This window comes from Vibrio sp. vnigr-6D03, assembly GCF_002835515.1.
GTDB lineage: Bacteria > Pseudomonadota > Gammaproteobacteria > Enterobacterales > Vibrionaceae > Vibrio > Vibrio penaeicida.
The window spans coordinates 33,275-57,137 of sequence record NZ_PIZL01000038.1 but is presented as its reverse complement, the minus strand read 5'-3'; the positions used below and the strand labels follow the sequence as shown (position 1 = coordinate 57,137).

At 44.7% G+C, this 23,863-nt stretch carries 20 protein-coding genes; 14 read left to right on the top strand and 6 right to left on the bottom strand.

Going from position 1 to position 23,863, the window contains the following annotated elements; translation table 11 throughout:
- Nucleotides 1-58 precede the first annotated feature (58 nt).
- Nucleotides 59-421 (bottom strand): hypothetical protein, encoded by a 363-nt coding sequence (locus CW749_RS23620; RefSeq protein ID WP_101114902.1) that lies wholly within the window; start codon nucleotides 419-421, stop codon nucleotides 59-61.
- Between the two features lie 382 nt (nucleotides 422-803).
- Here CW749_RS23620 and CW749_RS23615 point away from each other — a divergent pair, with 382 nt between their 5' ends.
- Nucleotides 804-2,054, top strand: coding sequence for a valine--pyruvate transaminase (locus CW749_RS23615; RefSeq protein ID WP_101114906.1), 1,251 nt, complete (start codon nucleotides 804-806; stop codon nucleotides 2,052-2,054).
- A 72-nt stretch (nucleotides 2,055-2,126) separates the two neighbouring features.
- On the opposite strand, the gene CW749_RS23610 is transcribed toward CW749_RS23615, so the two are convergent.
- The 5 genes from CW749_RS23610 to dnaA form a co-directional block, all read right to left on the bottom strand.
- Complete coding sequence (locus CW749_RS23610) at nucleotides 2,127-2,561, bottom strand: Hsp20 family protein (RefSeq protein ID WP_101114901.1); 435 nt, start codon at nucleotides 2,559-2,561, stop codon at nucleotides 2,127-2,129.
- Between the two features lie 451 nt (nucleotides 2,562-3,012).
- On the bottom strand, nucleotides 3,013-5,430 hold the full coding sequence (gene gyrB, locus CW749_RS23605) for a DNA topoisomerase (ATP-hydrolyzing) subunit B (protein WP_101114899.1): 2,418 nt from the start codon (nucleotides 5,428-5,430) through the stop codon (nucleotides 3,013-3,015).
- 14 nt (nucleotides 5,431-5,444) lie between these two features.
- Nucleotides 5,445-6,524, bottom strand: coding sequence for a DNA replication/repair protein RecF (recF, locus tag CW749_RS23600; protein WP_101114897.1), 1,080 nt, complete (start codon nucleotides 6,522-6,524; stop codon nucleotides 5,445-5,447).
- Between the two features lie 12 nt (nucleotides 6,525-6,536).
- Nucleotides 6,537-7,637, bottom strand: coding sequence for a DNA polymerase III subunit beta (dnaN, locus tag CW749_RS23595; protein WP_101114895.1), 1,101 nt, complete (start codon nucleotides 7,635-7,637; stop codon nucleotides 6,537-6,539).
- A gap of 15 nt (nucleotides 7,638-7,652) precedes the next feature.
- Nucleotides 7,653-9,053 carry a chromosomal replication initiator protein DnaA gene (gene dnaA, locus CW749_RS23590; RefSeq protein ID WP_101114893.1) on the bottom strand — a complete coding sequence of 467 codons (1,401 nt, stop codon included), beginning with the start codon at nucleotides 9,051-9,053 and terminating at the stop codon, nucleotides 7,653-7,655.
- Between the two features lie 333 nt (nucleotides 9,054-9,386).
- Between dnaA and CW749_RS23585 the strand changes: the two genes are divergently transcribed.
- The 13 genes from CW749_RS23585 (at nucleotide 9,387) to CW749_RS23525 (ending at nucleotide 23,704) form a co-directional block, all read left to right on the top strand.
- Nucleotides 9,387-10,142, top strand: coding sequence for an amino acid ABC transporter substrate-binding protein (locus tag CW749_RS23585; RefSeq protein ID WP_101114892.1), 756 nt, complete (start codon nucleotides 9,387-9,389; stop codon nucleotides 10,140-10,142).
- Between the two features lie 92 nt (nucleotides 10,143-10,234).
- A complete protein-coding gene (locus CW749_RS23580) occupies nucleotides 10,235-10,906 on the top strand; it encodes an amino acid ABC transporter permease (RefSeq protein ID WP_101114890.1) in 672 nt (223 codons plus the stop codon).
- Nucleotides 10,903-11,640, top strand: a complete 738-nt coding sequence (locus CW749_RS23575; protein ID WP_101114888.1) for an amino acid ABC transporter ATP-binding protein — start codon at nucleotides 10,903-10,905, stop codon at nucleotides 11,638-11,640. Before CW749_RS23580 ends, CW749_RS23575 begins: the two co-directional genes overlap by 4 nt.
- Before the next feature lie 219 nt (nucleotides 11,641-11,859).
- Entirely contained in the window at nucleotides 11,860-11,997 is a 138-nt protein-coding gene (rpmH, locus tag CW749_RS23570; RefSeq protein WP_101114886.1) for a 50S ribosomal protein L34, read from the top strand.
- Nucleotides 11,998-12,042: 45 nt separating this feature from the next.
- Nucleotides 12,043-12,366 carry a ribonuclease P protein component gene (rnpA, locus tag CW749_RS23565; protein WP_233448346.1) on the top strand — a complete coding sequence of 108 codons (324 nt, stop codon included), beginning with the start codon at nucleotides 12,043-12,045 and terminating at the stop codon, nucleotides 12,364-12,366.
- Complete coding sequence (gene yidD, locus CW749_RS23560) at nucleotides 12,333-12,590, top strand: membrane protein insertion efficiency factor YidD (RefSeq protein ID WP_004400212.1); 258 nt, start codon at nucleotides 12,333-12,335, stop codon at nucleotides 12,588-12,590. The genes rnpA and yidD overlap by 34 nt, the downstream gene beginning before the upstream one ends.
- Nucleotides 12,591-12,592: 2 nt before the next feature.
- Entirely contained in the window at nucleotides 12,593-14,230 is a 1,638-nt protein-coding gene (gene yidC / locus CW749_RS23555) for a membrane protein insertase YidC (RefSeq protein ID WP_101114882.1), read from the top strand.
- A 128-nt stretch (nucleotides 14,231-14,358) separates the two neighbouring features.
- A complete protein-coding gene (gene mnmE, locus CW749_RS23550; protein ID WP_101114904.1) occupies nucleotides 14,359-15,720 on the top strand; it encodes a tRNA uridine-5-carboxymethylaminomethyl(34) synthesis GTPase MnmE in 1,362 nt (453 codons plus the stop codon).
- Nucleotides 15,721-16,014: 294 nt separating this feature from the next.
- Nucleotides 16,015-16,527 (top strand): sigma-70 family RNA polymerase sigma factor, encoded by a 513-nt coding sequence (locus CW749_RS23545; protein WP_101114881.1) that lies wholly within the window; start codon nucleotides 16,015-16,017, stop codon nucleotides 16,525-16,527.
- 7 nt (nucleotides 16,528-16,534) lie between these two features.
- Nucleotides 16,535-17,479 carry a FecR family protein gene (locus CW749_RS23540; protein ID WP_101114879.1) on the top strand — a complete coding sequence of 315 codons (945 nt, stop codon included), beginning with the start codon at nucleotides 16,535-16,537 and terminating at the stop codon, nucleotides 17,477-17,479.
- 72 nt (nucleotides 17,480-17,551) lie between these two features.
- Nucleotides 17,552-20,662, top strand: coding sequence for a TonB-dependent receptor (locus tag CW749_RS23535; protein ID WP_101114878.1), 3,111 nt, complete (start codon nucleotides 17,552-17,554; stop codon nucleotides 20,660-20,662).
- Between the two features lie 117 nt (nucleotides 20,663-20,779).
- Nucleotides 20,780-22,285, top strand: a complete 1,506-nt coding sequence (locus CW749_RS23530; protein ID WP_101114876.1) for an Ig-like domain-containing protein — start codon at nucleotides 20,780-20,782, stop codon at nucleotides 22,283-22,285.
- A 63-nt stretch (nucleotides 22,286-22,348) separates the two neighbouring features.
- On the top strand, nucleotides 22,349-23,704 hold the full coding sequence (locus tag CW749_RS23525; protein ID WP_101114874.1) for a hypothetical protein: 1,356 nt from the start codon (nucleotides 22,349-22,351) through the stop codon (nucleotides 23,702-23,704).
- Nucleotides 23,705-23,863: the final 159 nt, after the last annotated feature.

The window sequence follows — 23,863 nt, the reverse complement described above, 5'->3', positions numbered from 1 at the left end:
CTTAACTGATCGGCATTAGCCATCTGGCTTCCTTTTTTAATTTATTAACAGGAGGAAATCAGTTTGTTTCTTCCGCATTGCAACGAGCTAAATCAAAATGCTCTTCTCGCCCCCCCTCACCTTTAAAGCCAATTTTCACCACAAATCCAAGCTCTAAGAAGTCATACAGATTTTCGCATGCTCCTTCTTGGCTCATCTGTTTAATAACCTGCGTGTCCCACATGTAGCCATGAGGTACGGATTCAAAATACGTAATATAACCGTCATCCGTGACCTTTATATTGTCTATGCCACTCAGCTTAACTTTGGCTTCTTTAATATCATGAGGTGCTGCGGTTGGTTCGGCCGCTTGGTAATTGGTTACGTTACAAGCAGACAATGCGAGAGCAGCAAGTGATGTGAGTAAAAATTTGTGTTTCATGACAATCCAAACTGTTGATTAGTATGTTGAAAATTATATTTCAGTACACATCAACACTCTTGCAGAACCATTAAATAAAACCCTTGAATTACACATGCCCATTATTTGCTTCGAACTTACTCTCCATCAAAAATCACGATTAATCGAGCGTGAATCGATACCTTATAGCACTAACATATCTGTACTATTTAGCCTCACATTTCCTCCTTGAAAAACAAAGCTTCTTCCCCTCTTTTACTTCCTGTTTCGATAATGTATGTTGAGCAGTCTTGCACAACAAATTATCAACATAAGTATCAGCGCTGAATGGCAAGTAATAGCAATTCAGTCGCTACACACGGCATATGACAGAAAATACAAAAAATATTTAGGAAAAGAAGTAATGCAGTTCTCTACATTTGGTGAAAAATTTAATCGATATTCAGGTATTACCCAGCTAATGGATGACTTAAACGATGGCCTCCGTACGCCAGGCGCCATCATGCTCGGAGGTGGTAACCCTGCCGCCATTCCTGCGATGCTCGAATATTTTCACCAAGCCAGTGCCAGCATGCTGGAAAATGGAGAACTGGTTGCCTCAATGGCTAACTATGACGGTCCCCAAGGTAAAAATGCGTTCATTTCAGCATTAGCTTCTATGCTTAAAGAGACTTATGGGTGGGACGTTTCAGAAAAAAACATAAGCCTAACCAATGGTAGCCAAAGTGGCTTTTTCTATCTTTTTAACCTATTTGCTGGTCAACATGCCGACGGCTCGCACAAAAAGATATTACTTCCTCTTGCACCTGAGTACATAGGTTACGGTGATGCGGGCATTGACGATGATATTTTCGTGTCTTATCACCCCGAGATCGAAATGTTGGATAACCGGATGTTCAAATATCATGTGGATTTTGAACAGTTAAAAGTGGATGAATCTATCGCAGCGATTTGTGCATCAAGACCAACAAATCCAACAGGCAACGTGTTAACCGATGAAGAAGTGCGCAAGCTGGATAAACTAGCACGTGACAACAATATTCCACTGATTATCGATAACGCTTATGGCACCCCTTTCCCAAACATCATTTTTGAAGATGTGACGCCATTTTGGAATGACAACACCATCCTTTGCATGAGTATGTCTAAGCTCGGATTGCCGGGGCTTCGCTGTGGCATTGTGATTGCAAATGAAGAGGTTACTCAAGCGCTTGCCAACATGAATGGCATCATCAGCTTGGCGCCAGGAAGTTTAGGTCCAGCGCTAGGTAAGCACATGATTGAATCCGGTGATTTACTTGACCTAAGCCAAAACACCATCAAACCTTTCTATCAACAGAAATCTCAGCGCGCCGTCCAGCTTCTTCAAGATGCTATCGATGACCCACGTTTTCGTATTCACAAACCAGAAGGCGCGATCTTCTTATGGCTGTGGTTTGATGAATTACCTATTACCACAATGGAACTGTATCAACGCCTGAAAGACCGAGGTGTTCTGATTGTTCCTGGTGAATATTTCTTTATCGGTCAGAAAGACGAATGGGATCATGCTCATCAATGTTTGCGCATGAACTACGTGCAAGATGATGAAGTAATGCAAAAAGGTATTGCAGTGATTGCTGAAGAGATAAAAAAAGCCTACGACAGCAAATAATACAGTTTCAATACAAAACGAAAACGCCCGCAGATGCGGGCGTTTTACTATTTAAAGGCTAATACCAATATCTTAGCTTTCGATGATGTTTTTGCCGTTGATGGCAATCTTACGAGGCTTCATCGCTTCAGGGATTTCGCGCTCTAAGTCGACGTGCAGTAAACCATTTTCCATGGTTGCGCCAACCACTTTCACGTAATCAGCTAACTGGAATTTACGTTCAAAGTCGCGCTCAGCAATGCCTTGATAAACGTAATTTTTCCCTTCTTCGGCTTGACGCTCACCACGCACAATCAGCATGTTTTCTTTCTGAGTGATGTCTAAATGCTCATCAGCAAAACCTGCCACCGCCATAGTAATACGGTAGTTGTTTTCATCTTTTTGCTCAATGTTATATGGAGGGTAGCCGCCAGACGAGTTCTTGGCATTGTTGGTTTCCATCAGATTTAACAAACGGTCAAAACCAATGGCGTTACGGTATAGGGGAGTGAAATCTACATTACGCATAATACTATCCTTATGATAAGCAATAGCCTTGGCAGTTTTAATTTGGTGCCAAGGAGTCAGTCTTACCATTCCACTGGCAATGGTTGCACAGGGACATGGTCACTAACAAAAGTTAAATTGTGTGCTTTCCGTATTTGTTTGCTCTCTTTAGCCATCTTGGCGAGACGCAAACTGGACAAGCGTTTTAAGAGACCCTTACGGCGTTCTCTCAAAACTAGATATGTGGATAGTCGTCTAATCTTTCAAGAGAAAAAACAAAAATAATTTTAAAGATATTATTTTTCATAGAGTTAAGAAAGAAAAAAGACCACCCGATAAGGCGGTCTTTAAAGTAGTATCGTGTATTTATCAAAGCTGGATGAGCTTAGTTCGAGGAGAAGGCGCGGAGTTTATAAACATAAATGAGCACCTTCGACATAGAAATAAGTTCATCTAGCGAAGAGAAATAAATCTAAACGTCTAGGTTGGCGACTTTTAATGCATTCTCTTCAATGAAGTTACGACGCGGCTCAACCTGATCACCCATCAATGTGGTAAATAGCTGGTCTGCACCAACTGCATCTTCGATAGTCACTTGCATCATGCGACGTGTTTCTGGGTCCATCGTGGTTTCCCAAAGCTGATCTGGGTTCATCTCACCTAGACCTTTGTATCGCTGTAGGCTTAGACCACGACGAGACTCTTTGATTAACCAATTCAGTGCTTCAACGAAGCTCACTACTGGTTGAGTACGTTCGCCACGCTTAATGTAAGCACTGTCTTCGATAAGCCCATCTAGCGCTTCAGAAAGCTCCGCTAACTTGCCGTATTCTTTCGAATTAAACAAATCGACACTGAGCACATGCTCGTGAGTAACACCATGAGTACGCACCACGATCTTTGGTAGACTAATGCCTAACTCTTCGTGTTTTTCGATTTCCAAGCTGTATTGACTTGCGCCTACTTCTTTCTCGTTAAGCTGCTCTACGAGGCGTTTACCCCAAGCTTCTACCACCGCGGTGTCGTGGCATTGCTCTGCACTTAAACGAGGTACATAAATAAATTCATGCACCAATGCGTGTGGGTAGCGACGGCTCATGCGATCCACTAATTTGATACCCGCATTGTACTGTTGAACCAGTTTCTCCAATGCTTCGCCTGCTAGCGCTGGTGCTTCTGCATTCACGTGAAGTGACGCATTATCTAGAGCCAAAGAGACTTGATACTGGCTCATCGCATCTTCATCTTTAATGTACTGTTCTTGCTTACCTTTCTTCACTTTGTAAAGTGGTGGCTGAGCAATGTACACGTAGCCGCGCTCAATCAGCTCTGGCATTTGACGGTAGAAGAACGTAAGTAGAAGCGTACGGATGTGAGAACCATCGACATCGGCATCGGTCATGATGATGATATTGTGGTAACGCAACTTATCTGGGTTGTATTCGTCACGACCAATACCACAGCCGAGAGCAGTAATAAGCGTTGCTACTTCTTGAGAAGACAGCATTTTGTCGAAGCGTGCTTTTTCAACGTTAAGGATTTTACCTTTAAGCGGCAAAATTGCTTGATTCTTACGGTTACGTCCCTGCTTGGCACTACCGCCCGCAGAGTCACCCTCCACTATGTATAGTTCTGAGAGTGCAGGGTCTTTTTCCTGACAATCCGCTAATTTACCGGGCAGACCGGCTAAATCCAATGCACCTTTACGACGAGTCATTTCACGCGCTTTACGCGCTGCATCACGAGCTCGCGCTGCATCAATAATCTTGGTACATACAATCTTCGCTTCACCTGGGTTCTCAACAAGGAACTCAGACAGTTTCTCACCCATTGCAGATTCAACTGCAGACTTCACCTCGGAAGAAACCAGTTTATCTTTGGTTTGGCTTGAGAACTTCGGATCGGGTACTTTCACTGAAACGATAGCCGTTAGACCTTCACGAGCATCATCTCCAGAAGTTGAGGTTTTCGCCTTCTTCGAGAAGCCTTCTTTGTCCATGAAGCTATTTAGCGTACGTGTTAGAGCAGCACGGAAGCCGGCTAAGTGAGTACCACCATCACGCTGAGGGATGTTGTTGGTGAAACAGTAAATGTTTTCTTGGTAACCATCATTCCACTGCATGGCGACTTCGACCGTAATGCCGTCTTCGCGCTCAAAATCGAAATGGAATATCTTTTGAATAATCGGTGTTTTATTGGTGTTCAGGTGCTCAACAAACGCTTGGATACCACCTTCAAACATGAAGTGATCCATTTTTTCTTCTTCGCGCTCATCAATCAATTTGATGGACACACCAGAGTTTAGGAACGAAAGTTCACGTAGACGTTTTGCCAAAATATCGTAATGAAACTCAATATTCGTGAAGGTCTCTTCACTTGGCCAAAAACGGATCTCAGTACCCGTATTCTCTGTCTTACCAATCACGCTGAGTGGCGCTTGAGGCTCACCATGGTGGTAAGTTTGGGTATGGATTTCACCCCCACGTTGAATGGTAAGCGTTACCTGTTTAGATAGCGCATTTACTACCGAAACACCTACCCCGTGTAGACCACCCGATACTTTATATGAGTTGTCATCGAATTTACCACCAGCATGAAGTACCGTCATGATAACTTCGGCTGCTGATACGTTCTCTTCAGGGTGCATTTCTGTTGGGATACCACGGCCGTCATCACGTACCGAGACTGAGCTGTCCTCATGAATAGTCACAATGATGTCATTACAGTGACCTGCTAACGCTTCATCAATAGAGTTATCCACCACCTCAAAGACCATGTGGTGTAAACCGGTGCCATCGTCAGTGTCGCCGATGTACATACCCGGACGCTTACGAACCGCATCCAGACCCTTCAGTACTTTAATACTCGATGAATCGTAATTTTCTGACATGAGTTACTCTCTTTTTATCCTTGCTCTATTTTGCCATGTTCCACATGAAACATTTTGCCATTATCGTCGAGCATATCAACGACTTGGCTCTCAGTAATAGAGCTTACAAATACTTGTGCCCCCGTCGATTTCAAGCAGTCTGCAAGACGCTGTCGACGTTGGCTATCTAATTCAGAAGCAAAATCATCTATCAGGTAGATACACTGCTTTCCTGTCATTTGAGTCAAATGCTGCCCCTGCGCGACTCTCAGCGCACAGACCATGAGTTTCAATTGACCGCGTGATAAAACGTCTTCAACGGGCGTTCCATTCACTTTGATTTTCAAATCAGCTTTGTTGGGTCCACTGAATGTGTAGCCAAGTGACTGATCACGTTCGAAGTTGTTTTCGAGGATATCCTGATAAGGTGTATCTTTGTCCCACCCTCGATAATACTTCAATTGGATATCAAATTCTGGCAAAAATGTGCGACAGATTTCTTCTGCCACTTTCTTCATGTTTTCAACGTATTCTTGTCGCCATTGACTGATGTTTTCAGCCAGCGTTGCCATTTGCTGATCCCAATAGCTGAGTTCTTTATAATGGGTGGCAGTTTTCAGTAACGCATTTCGCTGCTTATTGAGCCGTTTAAATCTTCCCCATGCATCATAAAAATGTGATTCAGTATGGAAAACCCCCCAGTCGATAAATGCTCGACGAAATTTTGGACCATCCGTCAGTAACTCAAACCCTTCTGGATGGATCAATTGCAAAGGCAAAACCTGAGCTAACTGCGCTAATTTTTGTCCAGACTGACCGCCTATTTTAACCTCTGTTGAGCCGTCGCGCTGCTTATTAATGCCAATTGGCAGCTCAAATTGATCCTGGTTCAAAAAACGACCATGTACGAAGAGTTCATCACAGTCGTTTTGGATAACTCTTCCCGTCAAAGAGCTTTTAAATGAACGCCCATGACCAAGCAAATAAATGGCTTCGATGATGCTGGTTTTCCCACTGCCATTAGGGCCAATAAGAAAATTAAAGCCTGGTGACAGTTCAACGTCACAGGCTTCAATATTACGAAATGTCTGAACAATCAGTCTGGTGAGTGGCATAAACCCAATCCACTATAAGCGAATTGGCATCACCACATACATGGCGCTGTCATCATCGGCATTCTCAATCAGTGCGCTGGCATTCGCATCAGACATTGAGATTCGCACTTTATCGCAGCGAAGGGTATTCAATACATCCAAAACATAGCTGACATTAAACCCGATTTCCAAGTCGTCGCCATCAAAAGAAACATCAAGCACTTCTTCCGCTTCTTCTTGTTCTGGGTTGTTGGCAGTAATGCGCATTTCATTGCCAATGAAGTTCACGCGTACACCACGGAACTTTTCGTTCGATAGAATTGCCGCGCGAGAAAACGCGTGTTTTAACTCATCACATGGCGCTTCTAGCGTTTTATTACTGCTTTGCGGCATGACTCGACGGTAGTCTGGGAATCGACCATCCACCAATTTAGAGGTGAAAGTAAAGTTATTCACAGCCGCACGTAAGTTGGCGTTGCCTATTTGCAAAGTCACCTCGGCTTCTGGTGCATCCAATAGCTTAACGAGCTCTTGAACGCCTTTACGAGGCAAGATAATTTGTTGATTCGGTAATTCTGATACAAGCTGAGTTTGTGAAACCGCCATACGGTGACCGTCTGTTGCCACAGAGCGAAGCGTCGCTCCTTCGATTTCAAACAGCATACCATTCAGATAATAACGAACATCTTGGTTCGCCATTGAAAACTGCGTTTTTTCAATCAAGCTGCGCAGCTCTTGCTGAGAAAGCGTAATGTCCGCTTCGCTTTGCCAGTCTTCAATGTTTGGGAAGTCACTCGCAGGCAGAGTCGAAAGAGAAAAACGGCTTCGACCGGAGCGCACTTGAACGCGATCCGCTTCCATCACTACAGTGATGATCGCGTCATCTGGTAATCCTCGACAAATATCCAGAAATTTACGAGAAGGAACAGTTGTGCTGCCCGCTTCAAAATCGCCTTCCAACGCCACATTTGCCACCAGCTCGACTTCAAGGTCGGTCGCAGTCAATGAAAGCACGTTGTTTTCGACTTTCAGAAGCAAATTACCCAGAATAGGTAACGTGGGGCGTCCACCCAGAGCGCCAGAAACTTGTTGTAACGGTTTGATCAGGTGGCTGCGTTCGATGGTAAATTTCATTGGTATCTCTTTGCCTTATGACGATAAGGTTCTAATTAGGTTCGAATAGTCCTCTTTTATATCATGACTCTCTTCACGAAGCTGCTCTATCTTGCGGCAAGCGTGCAGCACCGTGGTATGGTCACGACCACCAAAGGCATCACCAATTTCAGGCAAACTATGGTTGGTGAGCTCTTTGGAAAGCGCCATTGCTAATTGACGAGGACGAGCAACGGAGCGTGAGCGGCGCTTAGACAGCAAATCCGCTACTTTAATCTTGTAGTATTCGGCGACAGTTTTTTGGATGTTGTCGATCGTAACCAGCTTTTCTTGCAATGCTAATAAATCACGCAACGCTTCACGAACAAAATCGATAGTGATCGGGCGACCCGTAAAGTTCGCATTGGCAATAACACGGTTTAGCGCACCTTCCAGCTCACGAACATTAGAACGTAAGCGTTTCGCAATGAAGAACGCGACTTCATCGGCGAGGTGAATTTGATGGTCTTCCGCTTTCTTCATTAAAATAGCAACACGGGTTTCTAACTCCGGCGGCTCAATGGCAACGGTCAATCCCCAGCCGAAGCGAGATTTCAATCGGTCTTCTACCCCATTAATTTCTTTAGGGTAACGGTCAGAAGTTAGGATGATTTGCTGGTTGCCTTCTAACAATGCGTTGAACGTATGAAAGAATTCTTCTTGAGAACGTTCTTTGTTAGCAAAAAACTGAATGTCATCTATCAATAATGCATCAACGCTGCGGTAGTAACGTTTAAATTCTTCAATCGCATTGTTTTGCAGCGCTTTTACCATATCTTGAACGAAACGCTCAGAGTGCATGTACACCACTTTCGCATTGGGCTTGTTATCCACAATGGCGTTACCCACAGCATGGAGCAAGTGAGTTTTACCTAAGCCCGTGCCGCCGTATAGAAACAGTGGGTTATACGCTGCACCAGGGTTATCCGCCACCTGACGCGCTGCTGCCAAACCTAACTGGTTCGACTTACCTTCAACGAAGTTATTGAATTTATGCTTGATATTCACATTAGAGCGGTGATTGATGTCCACCACTTCATTTTCATTTTCCCAAGTTTTGTGCACGGGTCTGCGCGCGTGAAGCTGCGCTGGTGCAGACGATTCAGCTGCGACATCGGCTTTTGAGCGAGCGGCAGGTGCAGGTGCAGAAACAGGGCGACTGCCGACTTCAAAACGAAGGCTAGGAATATCATTCCCACAAAATTGCAGAAGCAGGCGATTGATGTTGTCGAAGTACTTGTCACGTACCCAATCAAGCACAAAACGGTTAGGGGCGAACAAAGTCAGGGTATTGTCATTGAGCTCCGCCTGAAGCGGTCTGACCCACATGCTAAATTCAGTCGCTGGTAGCTCTTCTTGTAGCTGTTGCAGACACTGCAACCAAAGCGAAGATGACACGTTGCCCTCACTCTTGTAGTCGTTATTTGGAAAAGGTTGGTAATTCTAGCGCTCTGTTGCCCAGATCGCTAGTAAATGATCGCAGATCCAGTGAATAAGATCTAAGTTATTCACAATTTTTCATCCTCAATTCGAGTGATCCGCACACTTTTCCCCAATATTACCCACATGATCACCCACAATTTGTGGATCAATAGCGGTTTATCCCCAAGATCAAATGTTAACAAGTCGTTTCTTTTAAGATAGTTGGTTATTTGTAATAACAACTCGTTATTTTCACTAATATTACAATTAACAGTAATATTCCCCTCCATAATAATGAGGATATAACGAATGAAATACTGGATTAAGTCCGCTCTTGCTGCTCTCGCCCTAACTGCTTCTTTCGCACAAACTGTTCATGCTGCAACAGACGTGAAAGTTGGAATGTCTGGTCGCTACTTCCCATTCACATTTGTGGAAAAAGATGTGCTTCAAGGTTTTGAAGTCGATCTTTGGGATGAAATAGGCAAACGTAACGATTACAACGTTGAATACGTAACGGCAAATTTCTCGGGTTTGTTTGGTCTTTTAGAAACGGGGCGTATTGACACCATTTCTAACCAAATCACCATGACGGATGTGCGCAAAGCAAAATACCTTTTTGCAGACCCATACGTCGTTGACGGTGCACAAATTACGGTTCGCAAAGGCAACGATGAGATAAAAGGCATCGCTGATCTTGCAGGTAAAACGGTTGCAGTAAACCTAGGCTCGAACTTTGAGCAACTGCTACGCGATTACGATAAAGACAACAAAATCAACATCAAGACCTACGACACAGGTATCGAGCACGATGTTGCACTTGGCCGCGCTGACGCGTTCATCATGGACCGTTTATCTGCACTAGAGCTTATCAAGAAGACAGGTCTTCCTCTTGAGCTTGCAGGTCAGCCATTCGAAACCATTCAAAATGCATGGCCGTTTGTTGATAACGAAGCGGGTCGTAAGCTTCAGAAAGAAGTGAATGCGGCACTGAAATCGATGCGTGAAGATGGCACATTGAAAGAAATTTCGACTAAGTGGTTCGGCGACGACATCACTCAATAATCAAAAAGCACAATACACAAGGATAAAGGTGGAATCATGGTTCCGCCTTTTCTTGTCTCTGCTACATCCGAATTTTAAGTACAGGTAATCATATGGGTTTCGACTTTAACTACATGATGGAATTGATGCCGATACTGCTGAAGTATCTCGGTACCACCATGTCTATGGCCACCTGGGGACTGATGTTTTCTTTGATACTGTCGGTTATTCTCGCCAATATCCGTGTGTTTAAAGTGCCAGTGCTGGATCAGCTTAGCCAGTTATACATCAGCTTTTTCCGAGGAACACCGCTGCTCGTTCAACTTTTCTTACTGTATTACGGATTACCTCAGATCTTTCCGTTTATGGTGGGGTTGGACGCGTTTAGTGCGGCAGTTATCGGCTTAACCCTGCATTTTGCCGCTTATATGGCGGAAAGCATTCGCGCAGCGATTATTGGCATCGACAGAAGCCAAATGGAAGCCAGTTTGTCTGTGGGTATGACCACCAGCCAAGCCATGAGACGCATTATTTTGCCTCAGGCAACCCGCGTAGCTCTTCCGTCTTTGATGAATTATTTCATCGATATGATCAAATCGACGTCGCTGGCCTTTACGTTAGGTGTCGCCGAAATCATGGCGAAAGCGCAAATGGAAGCGTCATCCAGTTTCCGATTCTTTGAAGCGTTTTTAGCGGTTGCACTGATTTACTGGGGTGTGGTCTTAATTCTGACCCGTGTTCAAATTTGGGCAGAAGCGAAGCTCAATAAGGCATACGTACGATGATAAAACTCGACAATATTCATAAAAGCTTCGGCGACACTGAAGTATTGAAAGGCATTGATATCGAGATCCAGCAAGGCGAAATCATCGTTATCATTGGTTCAAGTGGCACCGGAAAATCCACACTGCTGCGTTGCGTAAATTTTCTAGAGCAAGCCAACAAGGGTGTGATCTCCATTGATGACATTACTGTCGATGCAGAAAAGCACACCAAATCGGATGTTCTGGCGCTGCGTCGCAAAACCGGTTTTGTTTTTCAAAGCTATGCACTCTTTGCTCATATGACAGCACGGCAAAATATTGCTGAAGGCTTGATCACTGTCCGTGGTTGGAAGAAAGATCAGGCATTAGAGCGCGCTCAAGCGATTCTAGACGACATTGGCTTGGGTGATAGAGGGGATAGCTACCCTGCCGCGCTTTCAGGCGGTCAGCAGCAACGAGTGGGCATTGGTCGCGCAATGGCATTTCAGCCAGAACTCCTGTTGTTTGATGAGCCAACCTCAGCACTGGATCCTGAATGGGTTGGTGAAGTGCTCAGTTTAATGAAATCGCTCGCCGCGAAAAAACAGACCATGCTTGTCGTGACACACGAGATGCAATTTGCCAGAGAAGTCGCAGACCGCGTGATCTTCATGGCAGATGGACACATTGTGGAACAAGGTTCTCCACAAGATATTTTTGGTAATCCACAGGATCCAAAACTGCAAAAATTTCTTCGCCAGGTGGGGATCGAATAAGGATCCTTGAGATTTAACTGACAATCCGTATAATTCGTCGACCGGAATTTTCGTTAGACCAATGATTGACTCTTAATGAGTCAGTGATTACAATTCCGCCTCTTTGTTGAGAGGCGTCGGATTTTGCTCAGGCTTTCTAATAAAGAGCCAGAGTGAAGTTAAGTCCCACGCCGGGTTTAACATAAACCTAAAAACTACTGATCAGTAAAGGTAATAACAATGTCTAAACGCACTTTTCAACCTTCAGTTCTGAAGCGCAAGCGTTCTCACGGTTTCCGTGCTCGCATGGCAACTAAGAACGGTCGTAAAGTAATTAATGCACGTCGTGCAAAAGGCCGTGCGCGCCTTTCAAAATAATATTTAATTATTTTGAGCAAGTACGCGTTTAATCGGGAGTTACGTTTGTTAACTCCCGAGCATTATCAAAATGTCTTCCAGCAAGCTCATCGAGCAGGCTCACCTCATTTCACCATCATTGCCCGAAAGAATTCTCTTTCACATCCTCGCTTAGGCTTAGCTGTCCCTAAAAAGCAGATTAAAACTGCCGTCGGTCGTAATCGTTTCAAACGTCTGGCTAGAGAAAGCTTCCGCCTGTCACAACATCAGCTACCAAGCAAAGATTTTGTTGTGATTGCGAAGAAAAGCGCTCAAGATTTAAGCAATGAGGAAATATTCAAGCTCTTCGATAAGTTATGGCATCGCCTTTCTCGCCCCTCTCGTGGTTAGCCATTGGTCTGATAAAAATCTACCAATGGGTGATTAGTCCGTTAATCGGACCACGTTGTCGTTTTACACCAACCTGTTCTCAATATGCGATTGAAGCGTTGAAAGCTCACGGTTTTGTAAAAGGGTGTTGGTTATCAGGCAAACGTCTATTAAAATGCCATCCTTTGAGCGATGGGGGATATGACCCCGTTCCACCACACCAAAAACAAGACAGAGATAAATAACGATGGATTCTCAACGTACTATCCTACTGTTCGCTTTGGCACTGGTTTCTTTCTTGCTGTACCAAAAGTGGCAAGTAGAAAAGAATCCCGCGCCACAGCAACAGATTGAGCAGGCACAAAACAGCGGTACTCTTCCAGCCCCAGACTTTGCGGACCCTCTAGCCGACCCTGCACCTCAAGCAGCAGCGCCTTCAGCGCAAATCGTAACCGTAAAAACAGATGTCTTGACGCTCTCTATCGATACGTTCGGTGGTGATGTGGTTGAAGCAGATTTAAATCAATACGCGAAAGAATTCGACTCAGCAGACCCATTTGAACTGCTGAAAAATAGCCAAGGTCAAACATTTATCGCTCAAAGTGGTCTTGTCGGTCCTCAGGGTGTCGACTTAAGCAGCAAGAGCCGCCCTGTTTATCATGTGGCATCAAACAGCTTCGAGCTGGCTGATGGTGAAGATGAACTGAGCATTCCAATGACGTTTGAAGCGAACGGCTTACAGTACGTGAAAACGTTTGTACTTAAGCGCGGTCATTACGACCTTAAAGTGAAATACGATGTTGTGAACAACTCTGGTACCAACGCAACTTTCGGTATGTACGCGCACCTTCGCCAAGACCTAATGGACGACGGCGGCAGCATTACGATGCCAACGTACCGTGGTGGTGCATACTCATCACAAGACGTTAACTACAAAAAATACAGCTTCGACGATATGCAAGACCGCAGCTTGGCTATTGAGCTGACAACAGGTCAAGGTTGGGCGGCTATGATCCAGCATTACTTCGCAGCTGCGTGGATTCCAGAGCAACAACCTGGTACTCGACTGTATACGCGTGTTATCGGCAACAAAGGTGACATCGGTGTTCGTATTCCAGACATCACGATTGCTAATGGCGCAACGGGCTCCGTTGAATCTACGCTTTGGGTTGGTCCAAAACTTCAAGAAGACATGGCTGCGGTAGCGCCACACCTAGATTTGGTAGTGGATTACGGATGGCTATGGTTCATCGCGAAGCCTCTTCACTGGTTGCTCTCTGCCATTCAAGGCATTGTAGTTAACTGGGGTGTAGCTATCATGGTTCTGACGTTTATTGTTCGTGGTGCGATGTACCCGCTAACAAAAGCGCAATACACTTCCATGGCAAAAATGCGCATGCTACAGCCTAAGCTGCAAGCGATGCGTGAGCGTATTGGCGACGATCGCCAACGCATGAGCCAAGAAATGATGGAACTGTACAAGAAAGAGAAAGTAAACCCGTTAGGCGGTTGTTTACCTATCCTTCTTCAGATGCCTATCTTCATCGCACTATACTGGGCGCTGATGGAATCGGTAGAACTTCGTCACTCGCCGTTCTTTGGTTGGATTACTGACTTGTCTGCACAAGACCCGTACTACATCCTTCCAGTTCTGATGGGTGCAAGTATGTTCCTAATCCAGAGAATGAGCCCATCAACCATTACGGATCCGATGCAGCAGAAAATCATGAATTTCATGCCATTGATGTTCACGTTCTTCTTCCTGTGGTTCCCTTCCGGTTTGGTTCTATACTGGTTGGTTTCCAACGTCGTGACAGTAATTCAGCAAACTCTGATTTACCGAGCGTTGGAAAAGAAAGGCTTACATACTAAGACAGCCAAATAAAGACTAAGACAGCCAAAATAATAGAAAGAAAGGCGACCAAATGGTCGCCTTTTTTAATAGTGCTGATTACAATTGCGCACAAAGAACTCAACACAGTAATGGGCGAAATGCCCCTTCAGGTAAATGCTATGACAACTGACACTATAGTCGCTCAGGCTACCGCTCCGGGACGAGGCGGTGTAGGTATAATTCGGGTATCAGGTCTACTCGCAGCGCAAGTTGCTTTAGAAGTGACAGGCAAAGTATTGAAGCCTCGATATGCTGAATACCTGCCGTTCAAAAACCAAGAGGGCTTAGAACTGGATCAAGGCATAGCACTTTACTTCCCTAACCCACATTCATTCACGGGTGAGGATGTGTTAGAGCTTCAAGGGCACGGTGGCCCTGTTGTCATGGATATGTTGATCAAACGTATTTTGAGCATCTCTGGTGTCCGCCCTGCGCGCCCTGGAGAGTTTTCGGAGCGTGCATTCCTAAACGACAAAATGGATTTAACTCAAGCAGAAGCCATTGCTGACTTAATCGATGCAAGCTCAGAAGAAGCAGCAAAATCCGCCCTGCAATCTCTACAAGGTGAATTTTCTAAACGCATTCATACGCTGGTGGAGTCTCTAATTCACTTGCGCATTTATGTTGAAGCCGCCATTGATTTCCCAGAAGAAGAAATCGATTTTCTTGCCGATGGCAAAGTCGCCACCGATCTGCAAACCATCATCGATAATCTCGCCGCGGTTCGCCAAGAAGCCAATCAAGGTGCCATTATGCGTGAAGGCATGAAGGTGGTCATTGCTGGTCGGCCAAATGCAGGGAAGTCCAGCTTACTTAATGCACTTTCAGGAAAAGAATCTGCCATTGTTACCGATATAGCAGGTACCACACGAGATGTCCTGCGTGAACACATTCATATTGACGGTATGCCGCTGCATATTATTGATACCGCGGGTTTACGTGAAGCGTCTGATGAAGTGGAAAAAATCGGTATTGAGCGCGCTTGGGAAGAAATAGAGCAGGCCGACCGAGTTTTATTTATGGTGGACGGAACCACGACTGATGCCACTGACCCCCGTGAAATCTGGCCCGATTTTGTGGATCGATTGCCTGAGAAAATCGGCATCACAGTGATCCGCAACAAAGCCGATCAAACCAGTGAAGATCTTGGGATCTGCCACGTCAACACGCCAACACTTATCCGCCTATCAGCAAAAACAGGGGAAGGTGTAGATGCATTGCGTAATCATTTGAAAGAAATCATGGGGTTTTCTGGCAATCAAGAGGGCGGATTTATGGCGCGTCGCCGTCATTTGGATGCGCTTGAACGTGCGGCAGAGCATTTGGATATAGGTCAACAGCAACTCGAAGGTTACATGGCAGGCGAAATTCTGGCGGAAGAACTTCGAATTTCTCAGCAACACCTCAATGAAATTACAGGTGAATTCAGTTCTGACGACTTACTCGGTCGAATTTTTTCTTCATTTTGTATAGGAAAATAACACTTTTCATATTCAACTACCCTCATTTAATTTGGACGAAATGAGGGTAAATACCCTTCAAAATACCGTATAGTGGCGCGAAAAGTTGCTAAGTTTCCGATCCTTTCATCTTCAATTAAAAAGAATCGACTTTTAATTGCCACATCTCTCATTTACACAATTTATTTCTTTTCTCAGTATTTATTGATCTAGATCTACCGCCAGATTCTGCTATATTTCGTTGCCTGTTATTAATATAAATGATAACCATTATCATTTAAACAAGCCGAATCTAGGTGATAGGAGTAACAAGCGATGGTGGCAATTGACCCAGCTAACATGCAACGCATTGATAACATGTATCAAGAGCACCGCAGCTGGCTCTCGGTATTCGTTCAACGACGCCTTGGTTGCCCTGAAGTTACTGCTGATTTGGTTCAGGACACGTACCTAAGGTTGTTAACCAAAGGCAAACTTCCCGAACAAAAAGATTCGCGCCGCTATCTGACAACCATTGCCAAGGGTTTGGTTATCGATCTTTACCGAAGACGTCGGATTGAAACCGCCTACCTTGAGCTATTAGAAAGTGAGCCGGCTGATGTGTCCTCCTCACCCGAATCCCATACTTTGGTGGTGGAAGCACTGGTCGAAATTGACACCCTATTGAATAAACTTCCACACAAAGCGAGACAAGCCTTGTTGATGCGCCAACTTGAAGGCAAAAGCTACAAACAAATCGCCCAAGAATTGGATGTATCGGTCTCGTCAGTTGAAAAATACGTCGCCAAAGCCTTGCAAGGCTGCATGATGGCAATGCTCGAGGTCTGATTTGTCGATGGATAGAATTTCTCGAGAATCCATAGAGCAAGCATCTCTATGGATGGCTCGCTTATGGGCAGACGACGTCACAGAGCAAGATAAAAAAGCATTCAACACCTGGCGTACCGCTCACCCAGACAATGAATTTGCTTGGCAGCAATTGGAAAATCTGCAAAAAAAGTTTGCCTCCGTTCCAAACCCACAGCTCAGTGGAAAAGTACTAGGTCGCAATCGTCGTGGAGCCACTCGCAGGCAAGTTCTCCTTTGGGGAGGTATCTCTGTTAGTACGTTGGCCCTGATGATGTCTACACAAGAGACCCAACCAACCGGCGCTGAATACGCCACAGCAACAGGCGAAGTGCGCTCACTATCACTGTCTGATGGCACAGAATTGATCATGAACACCGCCACCCGCGTTTTTGTCGACTTCAATCAATCAGAAAGAATCTTGCACCTTGTTCAAGGGGAAATAATGATCACCAGCGGTCATCACTTAACCCCGTTCAAAGTGATGACAGGTCAAGGGAGAATCGTTCCGATTGGCACTCGTTATACTGTCCACCAGCAAGCAGAGCAAACTCAAGTCAGTGTGTACGAAGGCGAAGTGGCGGTTTATCCAGAGCAGAGCTTTGAGTCTACCCACATTCTTTCTGGTGAGAGCATTGTATTTAATGCTAATCGCACCAATAAAAAATACACCAATCGAGCGACTGATGCATTATGGCTAAAGCAAAAAATCCTAGCTCAAGCAACACCACTGCCGGATTTCATTAACGATCTCGCCCGATATCGTCGTGGAGTGATCAAAGTCGACCCTAGTCTTCATCATCTAAAACTTACTGGTGTTTTCTCCACCAGAGACACAGACAAAACCTTGTACAACGTCAGCCAAGTCCTCCCCATCGAGATCCGCTACCGCACCCCACTTTGGGTGAGTATCACCCCCAAACAAAATCATTGAGGAATGTTTACGGATTTTGACGTCTCACTCGGTGTAATTACCAGTGAGTAAATCAACGAAAAGGATAGCAAGGTGTCGTTCCTGCCAAGGCTTACACGTCAAGCCGTATTAATACGTGTCAAACTGGGTCTTACCGCTCTTCTTGTTCCAGCAATAGCTTGGTCTGCACAAAGCTTTCAAATCCCCGCAGGCAGGCTGGATCAGGTTTTGAATCAATTCGCTTTGGAAGCAGATATCGAATTTTATCTGAATGCGTCGCTTTCTGAAGATATTTACAGCCAAGGAATACAAGGGGATTTCGACCCAGCGCAAGCGTTGACTTTACTGCTAGAAAACACAGGGCTTGTCGCCGAACCACAGGAAGATGGCAGTTTTATTCTTACGCCACTCAACAGTGCCATGACATTGGATGCCATTCAGGTTCGTACCCATTTCGATGATGAAATTGCTCGGGATGAAACTGGTGAATTGGATGTTTACGACGCCGACACATCCACCGCCTATATCAGTAAAGAAGAGATAGAACGCTTCAAAGGTGCCAGTGGTGCCGACTTGTTCACTGGCATGGCCAATACGTTCAGCGGTGAAGCACGTAACGGTGGCAGCAGCATCGACGCCAATATCCGAGGTGTCCAAGGTCAGGGAAGAGTCCCCGTCGTGATTGATGGCACAGAGCAAGGCATCACCATTTGGAATGGATATCGTGGTGCTTCCAACCGAAACTACATCGACTCAAATTTGATCAGTGGCTTACAAGTTCACAAGGGCGCACAGCTCAATTCAGACATCAATACGTCAGTGGGTGGAGCGGTAGAAGTCACCACACTTCAGCCTCAGGACATCATCGCAGAAGGTGAAACCTTTGGCATGGAAGTCGTTGTTGAAGGGAGCAGTAATTCCATCGCACCTAACCAAGCAAGAATGCACACTGGCAAACACTGGCAAGACGTTCCGATCTATAACGAACAAGGTGGAATAGATTGGTATAACGATCCAGAACTTCGTTTTGAAACCCGAGACAACAAAAGTGATAACCCATTTGGCGGAGAAGACGTCGCTTTTCGATTTGCGGCTTCTGGGATTAGTGATAAGTTCGAGTGGTTAGGTGCCATCGCTTATCGCAAACGCGGCAATTATTATTCAGGTACTAAAAAAGCCGATTTCTATAAACAGCCTTACAACCCAGATACCCTTGGCATTGAGTTCTTACAACCCAGACATGCAGCGCTCAACCACCTGCCGGGTCATGAAGTGTTTAATACTTCTTCGGAAATGCACTCCTACCTTCTAAAAACCACCTACAAGTTTTCAGATTTTGAAAAAGTGCAATTTAATGCCCGCTTCACCGACAGCAAGCACGGTGAAATTATGGCGAGTCGCTCAGACTACCGTAACAACTATGGCATGGCTCAATGGCCATTGGGCAGCGCCAAACTTCAAGCTTACAGTGTCAAATACCGGGTAAACCCTAAGTCTCGTTTTCTTAACTTGAGTACGGATCTCTGGACAACATTGTCAGATACCGTTACCAACACTGCGGGCGGTTTTCCAAATACCGTTGTGACCGAGCCGGAAGGGAACGGGATCATCTTCAACACCGCCACTGCATATAATAAAGAACGTCGTATCGGTGCGAATTTCAAAAACACTATGCTGCTATCTGACAACTGGGATATGACGGTATCTGGTCATTACCAGCACCATACCGTTGAACCTAAGCAAGGCATGAAATTCCTGGTCGATAAGTACAATGCAACGGTTCGAGCGGGAGAGAGAACCGAGTTTAACGGTGCAGCCAAGGTTGAATGGCGAGCCAGCGACAGCTTAATTTTTAATGCTGGGCTGAGATACGGAAAATATGAATCCGAAGATCATTACCTGAAATACCGCATCGAAAACAAAAACGATAAACGCAAACTGGGCGAGTACATAACGGAAGGCTATCTCCTTAGTTACCAAACTCGTGAAGTGTACGAACCTGAAGAAATTGCTCAGAGAGTCGCAAACGCCGAGCACGATATTCGGATTACCTTTACACGTGACGCCCTAGACAAAGAAATCACCACCATGACTGGTTTGATCGCTACAGCTACGGACCCCTCTCATATAGCAGAATATCAATCCAGACTCGCCTCAGCACAAGCCAGCTTGGCGAATTTCGATTCATTGCTTAAGCAAAAAATCAAATTGGCTGTCGCCAAAGTAGAGAATGAGAAAAACTACTTGCGTACTCACACACGGGAATGGAGAAATGACAGTAACAATAAGTTAAGCATGAAAAGAAATGCTTGTGTCATTGCCATGAGCCGACCAAATTACGTTAAGAACAGTTGTAAGTTCACACGGCTGCCAGACATTCAGCGCTATAAGTCTAAATACGCAAATAGCGGCAGTGGATGGATGCCTTCACTCACCGCGACTTGGCTTATTTCAGACAACAAACGAGCTTATGTTCGTTATGCAGAAACACTCCGTTTTCCAAGCTTATTTGAAAGCACCAGTGGTTTCTCGGCAAGTCATTTAACATCATCACCTTTGCAACCTGAACGCGCCACATTGTGGGAGTTAGGTTACGTTCACTATTTTGACAATGCCAATATTAAACTGGTGCATTTCGATCAGACAATCACCGACATCATAGACAGAGACATACGCACACGCGCCTTTGGTAACCTCGAATTTCAAAATACTAAAGGGCTTGAATTGCAAGCTTCCTATGACGATGAAATTTACTTTGGCGAATTTTCTGCAGCATACAACTATCACAACGAAGTGTGTGACGATAACTCTGCATCCCAGAAGTTCATTAGTGGCATTGCAGATGAAAACAAAGAAGTCATCGATCTTTGTACTCGTGGAGGCTTTTCTAACATCAGCTACCTTGGCAGCTACGCCAACCCAGAGTATTCCGCAAACCTTTTGGTCGGTTCTCGTTTTCTAAATCAAACCCTAGAAACCGGAGTTCGTAGCAACTACTTATCTGGCAGCCATCACGAGGATTTGATCGAACGTACTCACTCATTAACTTTTGATGCCTTTGCCAAATATCAAATCAATGAATCGGTCGATCTTGAGCTGGTCGGTACAAATCTATTGGATTTGTACTATCTGGAATTGGGCTCGATTTCGGGCATCCCCGCACCAGGGCGAACCTTCAGCATCAAATTAAAAGGAAAGTTCTAATTTTCCGCAAAAAATTTTCAAGAGCGTTACGGGTTTTCACTCTTTACTCGGTGTAGAGGATGACCTTTTAGATTTCGTCGGCTTCATATTGGCTGACAGCACCATTTAGGACGAATCATGAACAACAAATATACATGGACGCTTCTGGCTTTAAGCCTACCAGCACTGGTCGCGTGCGGTGGCGGCTCTAGCTCAAACAGCTCTAACGACAACACAGTAAAACCACCTGTCGTTACGCCTGCACCAGCTAAAAAACCACAGATCAACGCCAAGATGAACGACACAGTTCGTTTAAATGGTTTGGATATCTTCGCAAAAAGTGCCGCTCAAACAGCTCAGAAAAAAGCACTGAGCTCGGCAGTAGCTGATACAGCAAACGCTCAGCCATTCACTTGGGTAATTAGCAAAAAGCCTGCAGGCAGCAACAGTGCAATTAAAAACGCCAATGCATTAGTGACGTCGTTCCAACCAGACCTGGCGGGTGAATACACCATTCAGCTTACCGCAACGAATCCTGCAGCGACGATAGAAAAACACTATCAAGTGACAGATGCCGCTGATAACGCTGCACCAAATGTCTTCCCAACCGAGTCAGTAATGACGGGAATCGATACGAATATCACTCTGTCAGCAAACGCTGTGGATCCAGACAATAACGATCTGACTTACCAGTGGACTGTGGCAAACAAGCCTAGTAATGCAACGGTAACGCTAACCGATGAAACGACAGAAAATGCTTCATTCTCTGCCAACGCTGCGGGTGAGTATGAGTTAAGCATTGCGGTTTCAGATTCAAAAGAGACAGTAAATCGTGCAGTTACTGTAAAGATTGATGAAAATGTCGTGCCTTACACGTCTGAGACATCGGTTTATTTAGAAAGAACCAACGCCTTTACCCAAGAAAATGTAAAACCAATCAATAAACTGAACTTTGCGACGCTTGAGCTAAATAAGAAGGTAAGACTGGATGCCAGCTCAAACACAGATAAAGACGGTACGAATTTCCAATACCAATGGACGGTTATTTCTAAACCTACTGCAAGCTCAGGCATAATCACACTAGATTCGGCGCAAGTTGCTGAATTTACCCCAGATGTAACTGGTGATTATGTCTTTTCTGTTACGGTGAGTGAAGGCAATATGCAACGTTCAATTGAACACGTGGGTATCACTGCAGTGGAAGCTGTAACATCAGCGACTGCTCTTATCAGTGCGGTAAACTCTACAGGAGCAACTTATGATTTTAAATCTTATGGTTATGTTCCAGAAGGCGACCCGAGATTTAAGAATGTAGAAGACCCAATGTATGGAAGTTTCAAAGTCATTGCTGTTTCCAAGAACGGAGCTTCAACTGATTATATTAAAGTAGATACCATTACTATTACACCGACTGTAGCCGATGTGTTTGTCTTTGACTTTATAACCGTGAATACTCCACCACCCGTATCAGGAATTAAATTCGATGGAGTCAAAAAGAATCAATTAATTTCAGTGGGAGAATCGGTAGTTCTTGATGTTTATATGGATGCTTCAGTTCCATTAAATAAGTTCACAGAAATAGGCATCGATTTTTCTGGAAGACATACCCATTCCTTCTCCAAAATTTATGCGTTTACAGAGTAAATGAAATTAGGGTGCACATCATGTGCACCCTTTATTATTAACTAATATGATTACACTCATTTTATGATTAAGTTGACTCAATTCTTGAGCTTAGTCTTTACAGTCGTCATTATTGCCGGATGTAATGAAAGTCTGACACTCGATCTGGCACCAACCAAGTCGAATACCCCCCCTATTGCCATCGCGGGCACCAATCAATTGGTTTATGTGGGCGAGCCCGCTCAACTGAATGGGGAAAAAAGCTTCGACAAAGACCTTCAGCCGCTGACATTTGAATGGAAAGTGAGACCTGATCAATACACAAAGTTGGATCGTAACGCCGAACTCTTTCAGCCACACTCAATTAAACCGTCGTTCACCGCCCATGAAGCGGGAGAGTTCTACGTAGACCTGACGGTCAATGATGGCATTGAAAATAGTCGTATTAACACCGTTAAAATTACTGCAGTAATCAAAGGAGAGAACAGCCCTCCGGTTATCAAATTAGAGGAAAACATTAATGGCACTTTACACTTTGGCGCTAACATATTCCCTGACTACGATAATATAGATAATGATGAATTATTTTACACTTGGGGAATAGTCGAAAGCCCAGCAGGAAGCTCACCAACTTTGTCATATAATTCATTCAGTTGGAATTCCTTAAAGACAGATACTGAAGGACTTTATACCGTAAAGGTAACCGTATTTGATGGTATTCACCACGTATCTGCGACTACAAAAGTGCAGATACGCTATGAGAACGTCAAACCAGTCGCCAACCTCAATCACGATGTAATGATCAGTCATGTTGGAAGAGCGATCACTTTAGATGGCACCAAGAGCTCCGACTTGAACGGCGAACCGCTAAACTTCCACTGGACAATGACACCACCAAATGGTTCTAACGCGACCTTTGATGACCCACACTCACCTACACCAACCATTTTAGGTGATGTACCCGGTTTATACTTCTATGAACTGGTAGTTGATGATGGCGAATTATCCAGTGACCCTAATGAATATGTAATTGAATTTCTTGGGTCAGATACTCCTGGATTGAGGATCTACCGCGACAATAGTTCTGCTCCACTCGATATGCCACATCAACCCGACCAAATCAGAGACGAAACGCAGAATAACCGAGCCAGTTATGTTCTTGATCGCTACCGTATTGAAGCCGTAGAGGCCGATGTATACATAAGAGACGTGGTTGCCAGTGACAGAGCCAATATCATCACCCCTTATTTTGATGGATTAGAGCAAACTCAATTATTCACCTTAAAAAAAGGTGAGAGCATATCTTTTAATTTGGTCGCCCCTGCCACTGGCGGAAAAGCAAGCCAGCCTATATTTAGCTTTAACTGGATAATGGGACGCGCCACGGAATATCACAATGCCTATCACTTTGACGCTAAATATACTTTCACCAGTAATTAAGAAGTGAAAATAAAATAAAAAATCATCATTTAAATTTTAATTTTACGGGTATTTAAAGTTCATTCGGTAATACATATAAGAACCACATCAAGGTGTTGTCGTGCGCACCAATGCCTTGAATGGTTCTCTCAATAGTATAAATTCAATCTTTAAAGGAAT

Coding starts and splice junctions, on each gene's coding strand:
- CW749_RS23620 (WP_101114902.1), bottom strand. CDS start 421: ATGAAACACAAATTTTTACTCACATCACTTGCTGCTCTCGCATTGTCT.
- CW749_RS23615 (WP_101114906.1), top strand. CDS start 804: ATGCAGTTCTCTACATTTGGTGAAAAATTTAATCGATATTCAGGTATT.
- CW749_RS23610 (WP_101114901.1), bottom strand. CDS start 2,561: ATGCGTAATGTAGATTTCACTCCCCTATACCGTAACGCCATTGGTTTT.
- gyrB (WP_101114899.1), bottom strand. CDS start 5,430: ATGTCAGAAAATTACGATTCATCGAGTATTAAAGTACTGAAGGGTCTG.
- recF (WP_101114897.1), bottom strand. CDS start 6,524: ATGCCACTCACCAGACTGATTGTTCAGACATTTCGTAATATTGAAGCC.
- dnaN (WP_101114895.1), bottom strand. CDS start 7,637: ATGAAATTTACCATCGAACGCAGCCACCTGATCAAACCGTTACAACAA.
- CW749_RS23585 (WP_101114892.1), top strand. CDS start 9,387: ATGAAATACTGGATTAAGTCCGCTCTTGCTGCTCTCGCCCTAACTGCT.
- CW749_RS23580 (WP_101114890.1), top strand. CDS start 10,235: ATGGGTTTCGACTTTAACTACATGATGGAATTGATGCCGATACTGCTG.
- CW749_RS23575 (WP_101114888.1), top strand. CDS start 10,903: ATGATAAAACTCGACAATATTCATAAAAGCTTCGGCGACACTGAAGTA.
- rpmH (WP_101114886.1), top strand. CDS start 11,860: ATGTCTAAACGCACTTTTCAACCTTCAGTTCTGAAGCGCAAGCGTTCT.
- yidD (WP_004400212.1), top strand. CDS start 12,333: ATGGCATCGCCTTTCTCGCCCCTCTCGTGGTTAGCCATTGGTCTGATA.
- yidC (WP_101114882.1), top strand. CDS start 12,593: ATGGATTCTCAACGTACTATCCTACTGTTCGCTTTGGCACTGGTTTCT.
- mnmE (WP_101114904.1), top strand. CDS start 14,359: ATGACAACTGACACTATAGTCGCTCAGGCTACCGCTCCGGGACGAGGC.
- CW749_RS23545 (WP_101114881.1), top strand. CDS start 16,015: ATGGTGGCAATTGACCCAGCTAACATGCAACGCATTGATAACATGTAT.
- CW749_RS23540 (WP_101114879.1), top strand. CDS start 16,535: ATGGATAGAATTTCTCGAGAATCCATAGAGCAAGCATCTCTATGGATG.
- CW749_RS23530 (WP_101114876.1), top strand. CDS start 20,780: ATGAACAACAAATATACATGGACGCTTCTGGCTTTAAGCCTACCAGCA.
- CW749_RS23525 (WP_101114874.1), top strand. CDS start 22,349: ATGATTAAGTTGACTCAATTCTTGAGCTTAGTCTTTACAGTCGTCATT.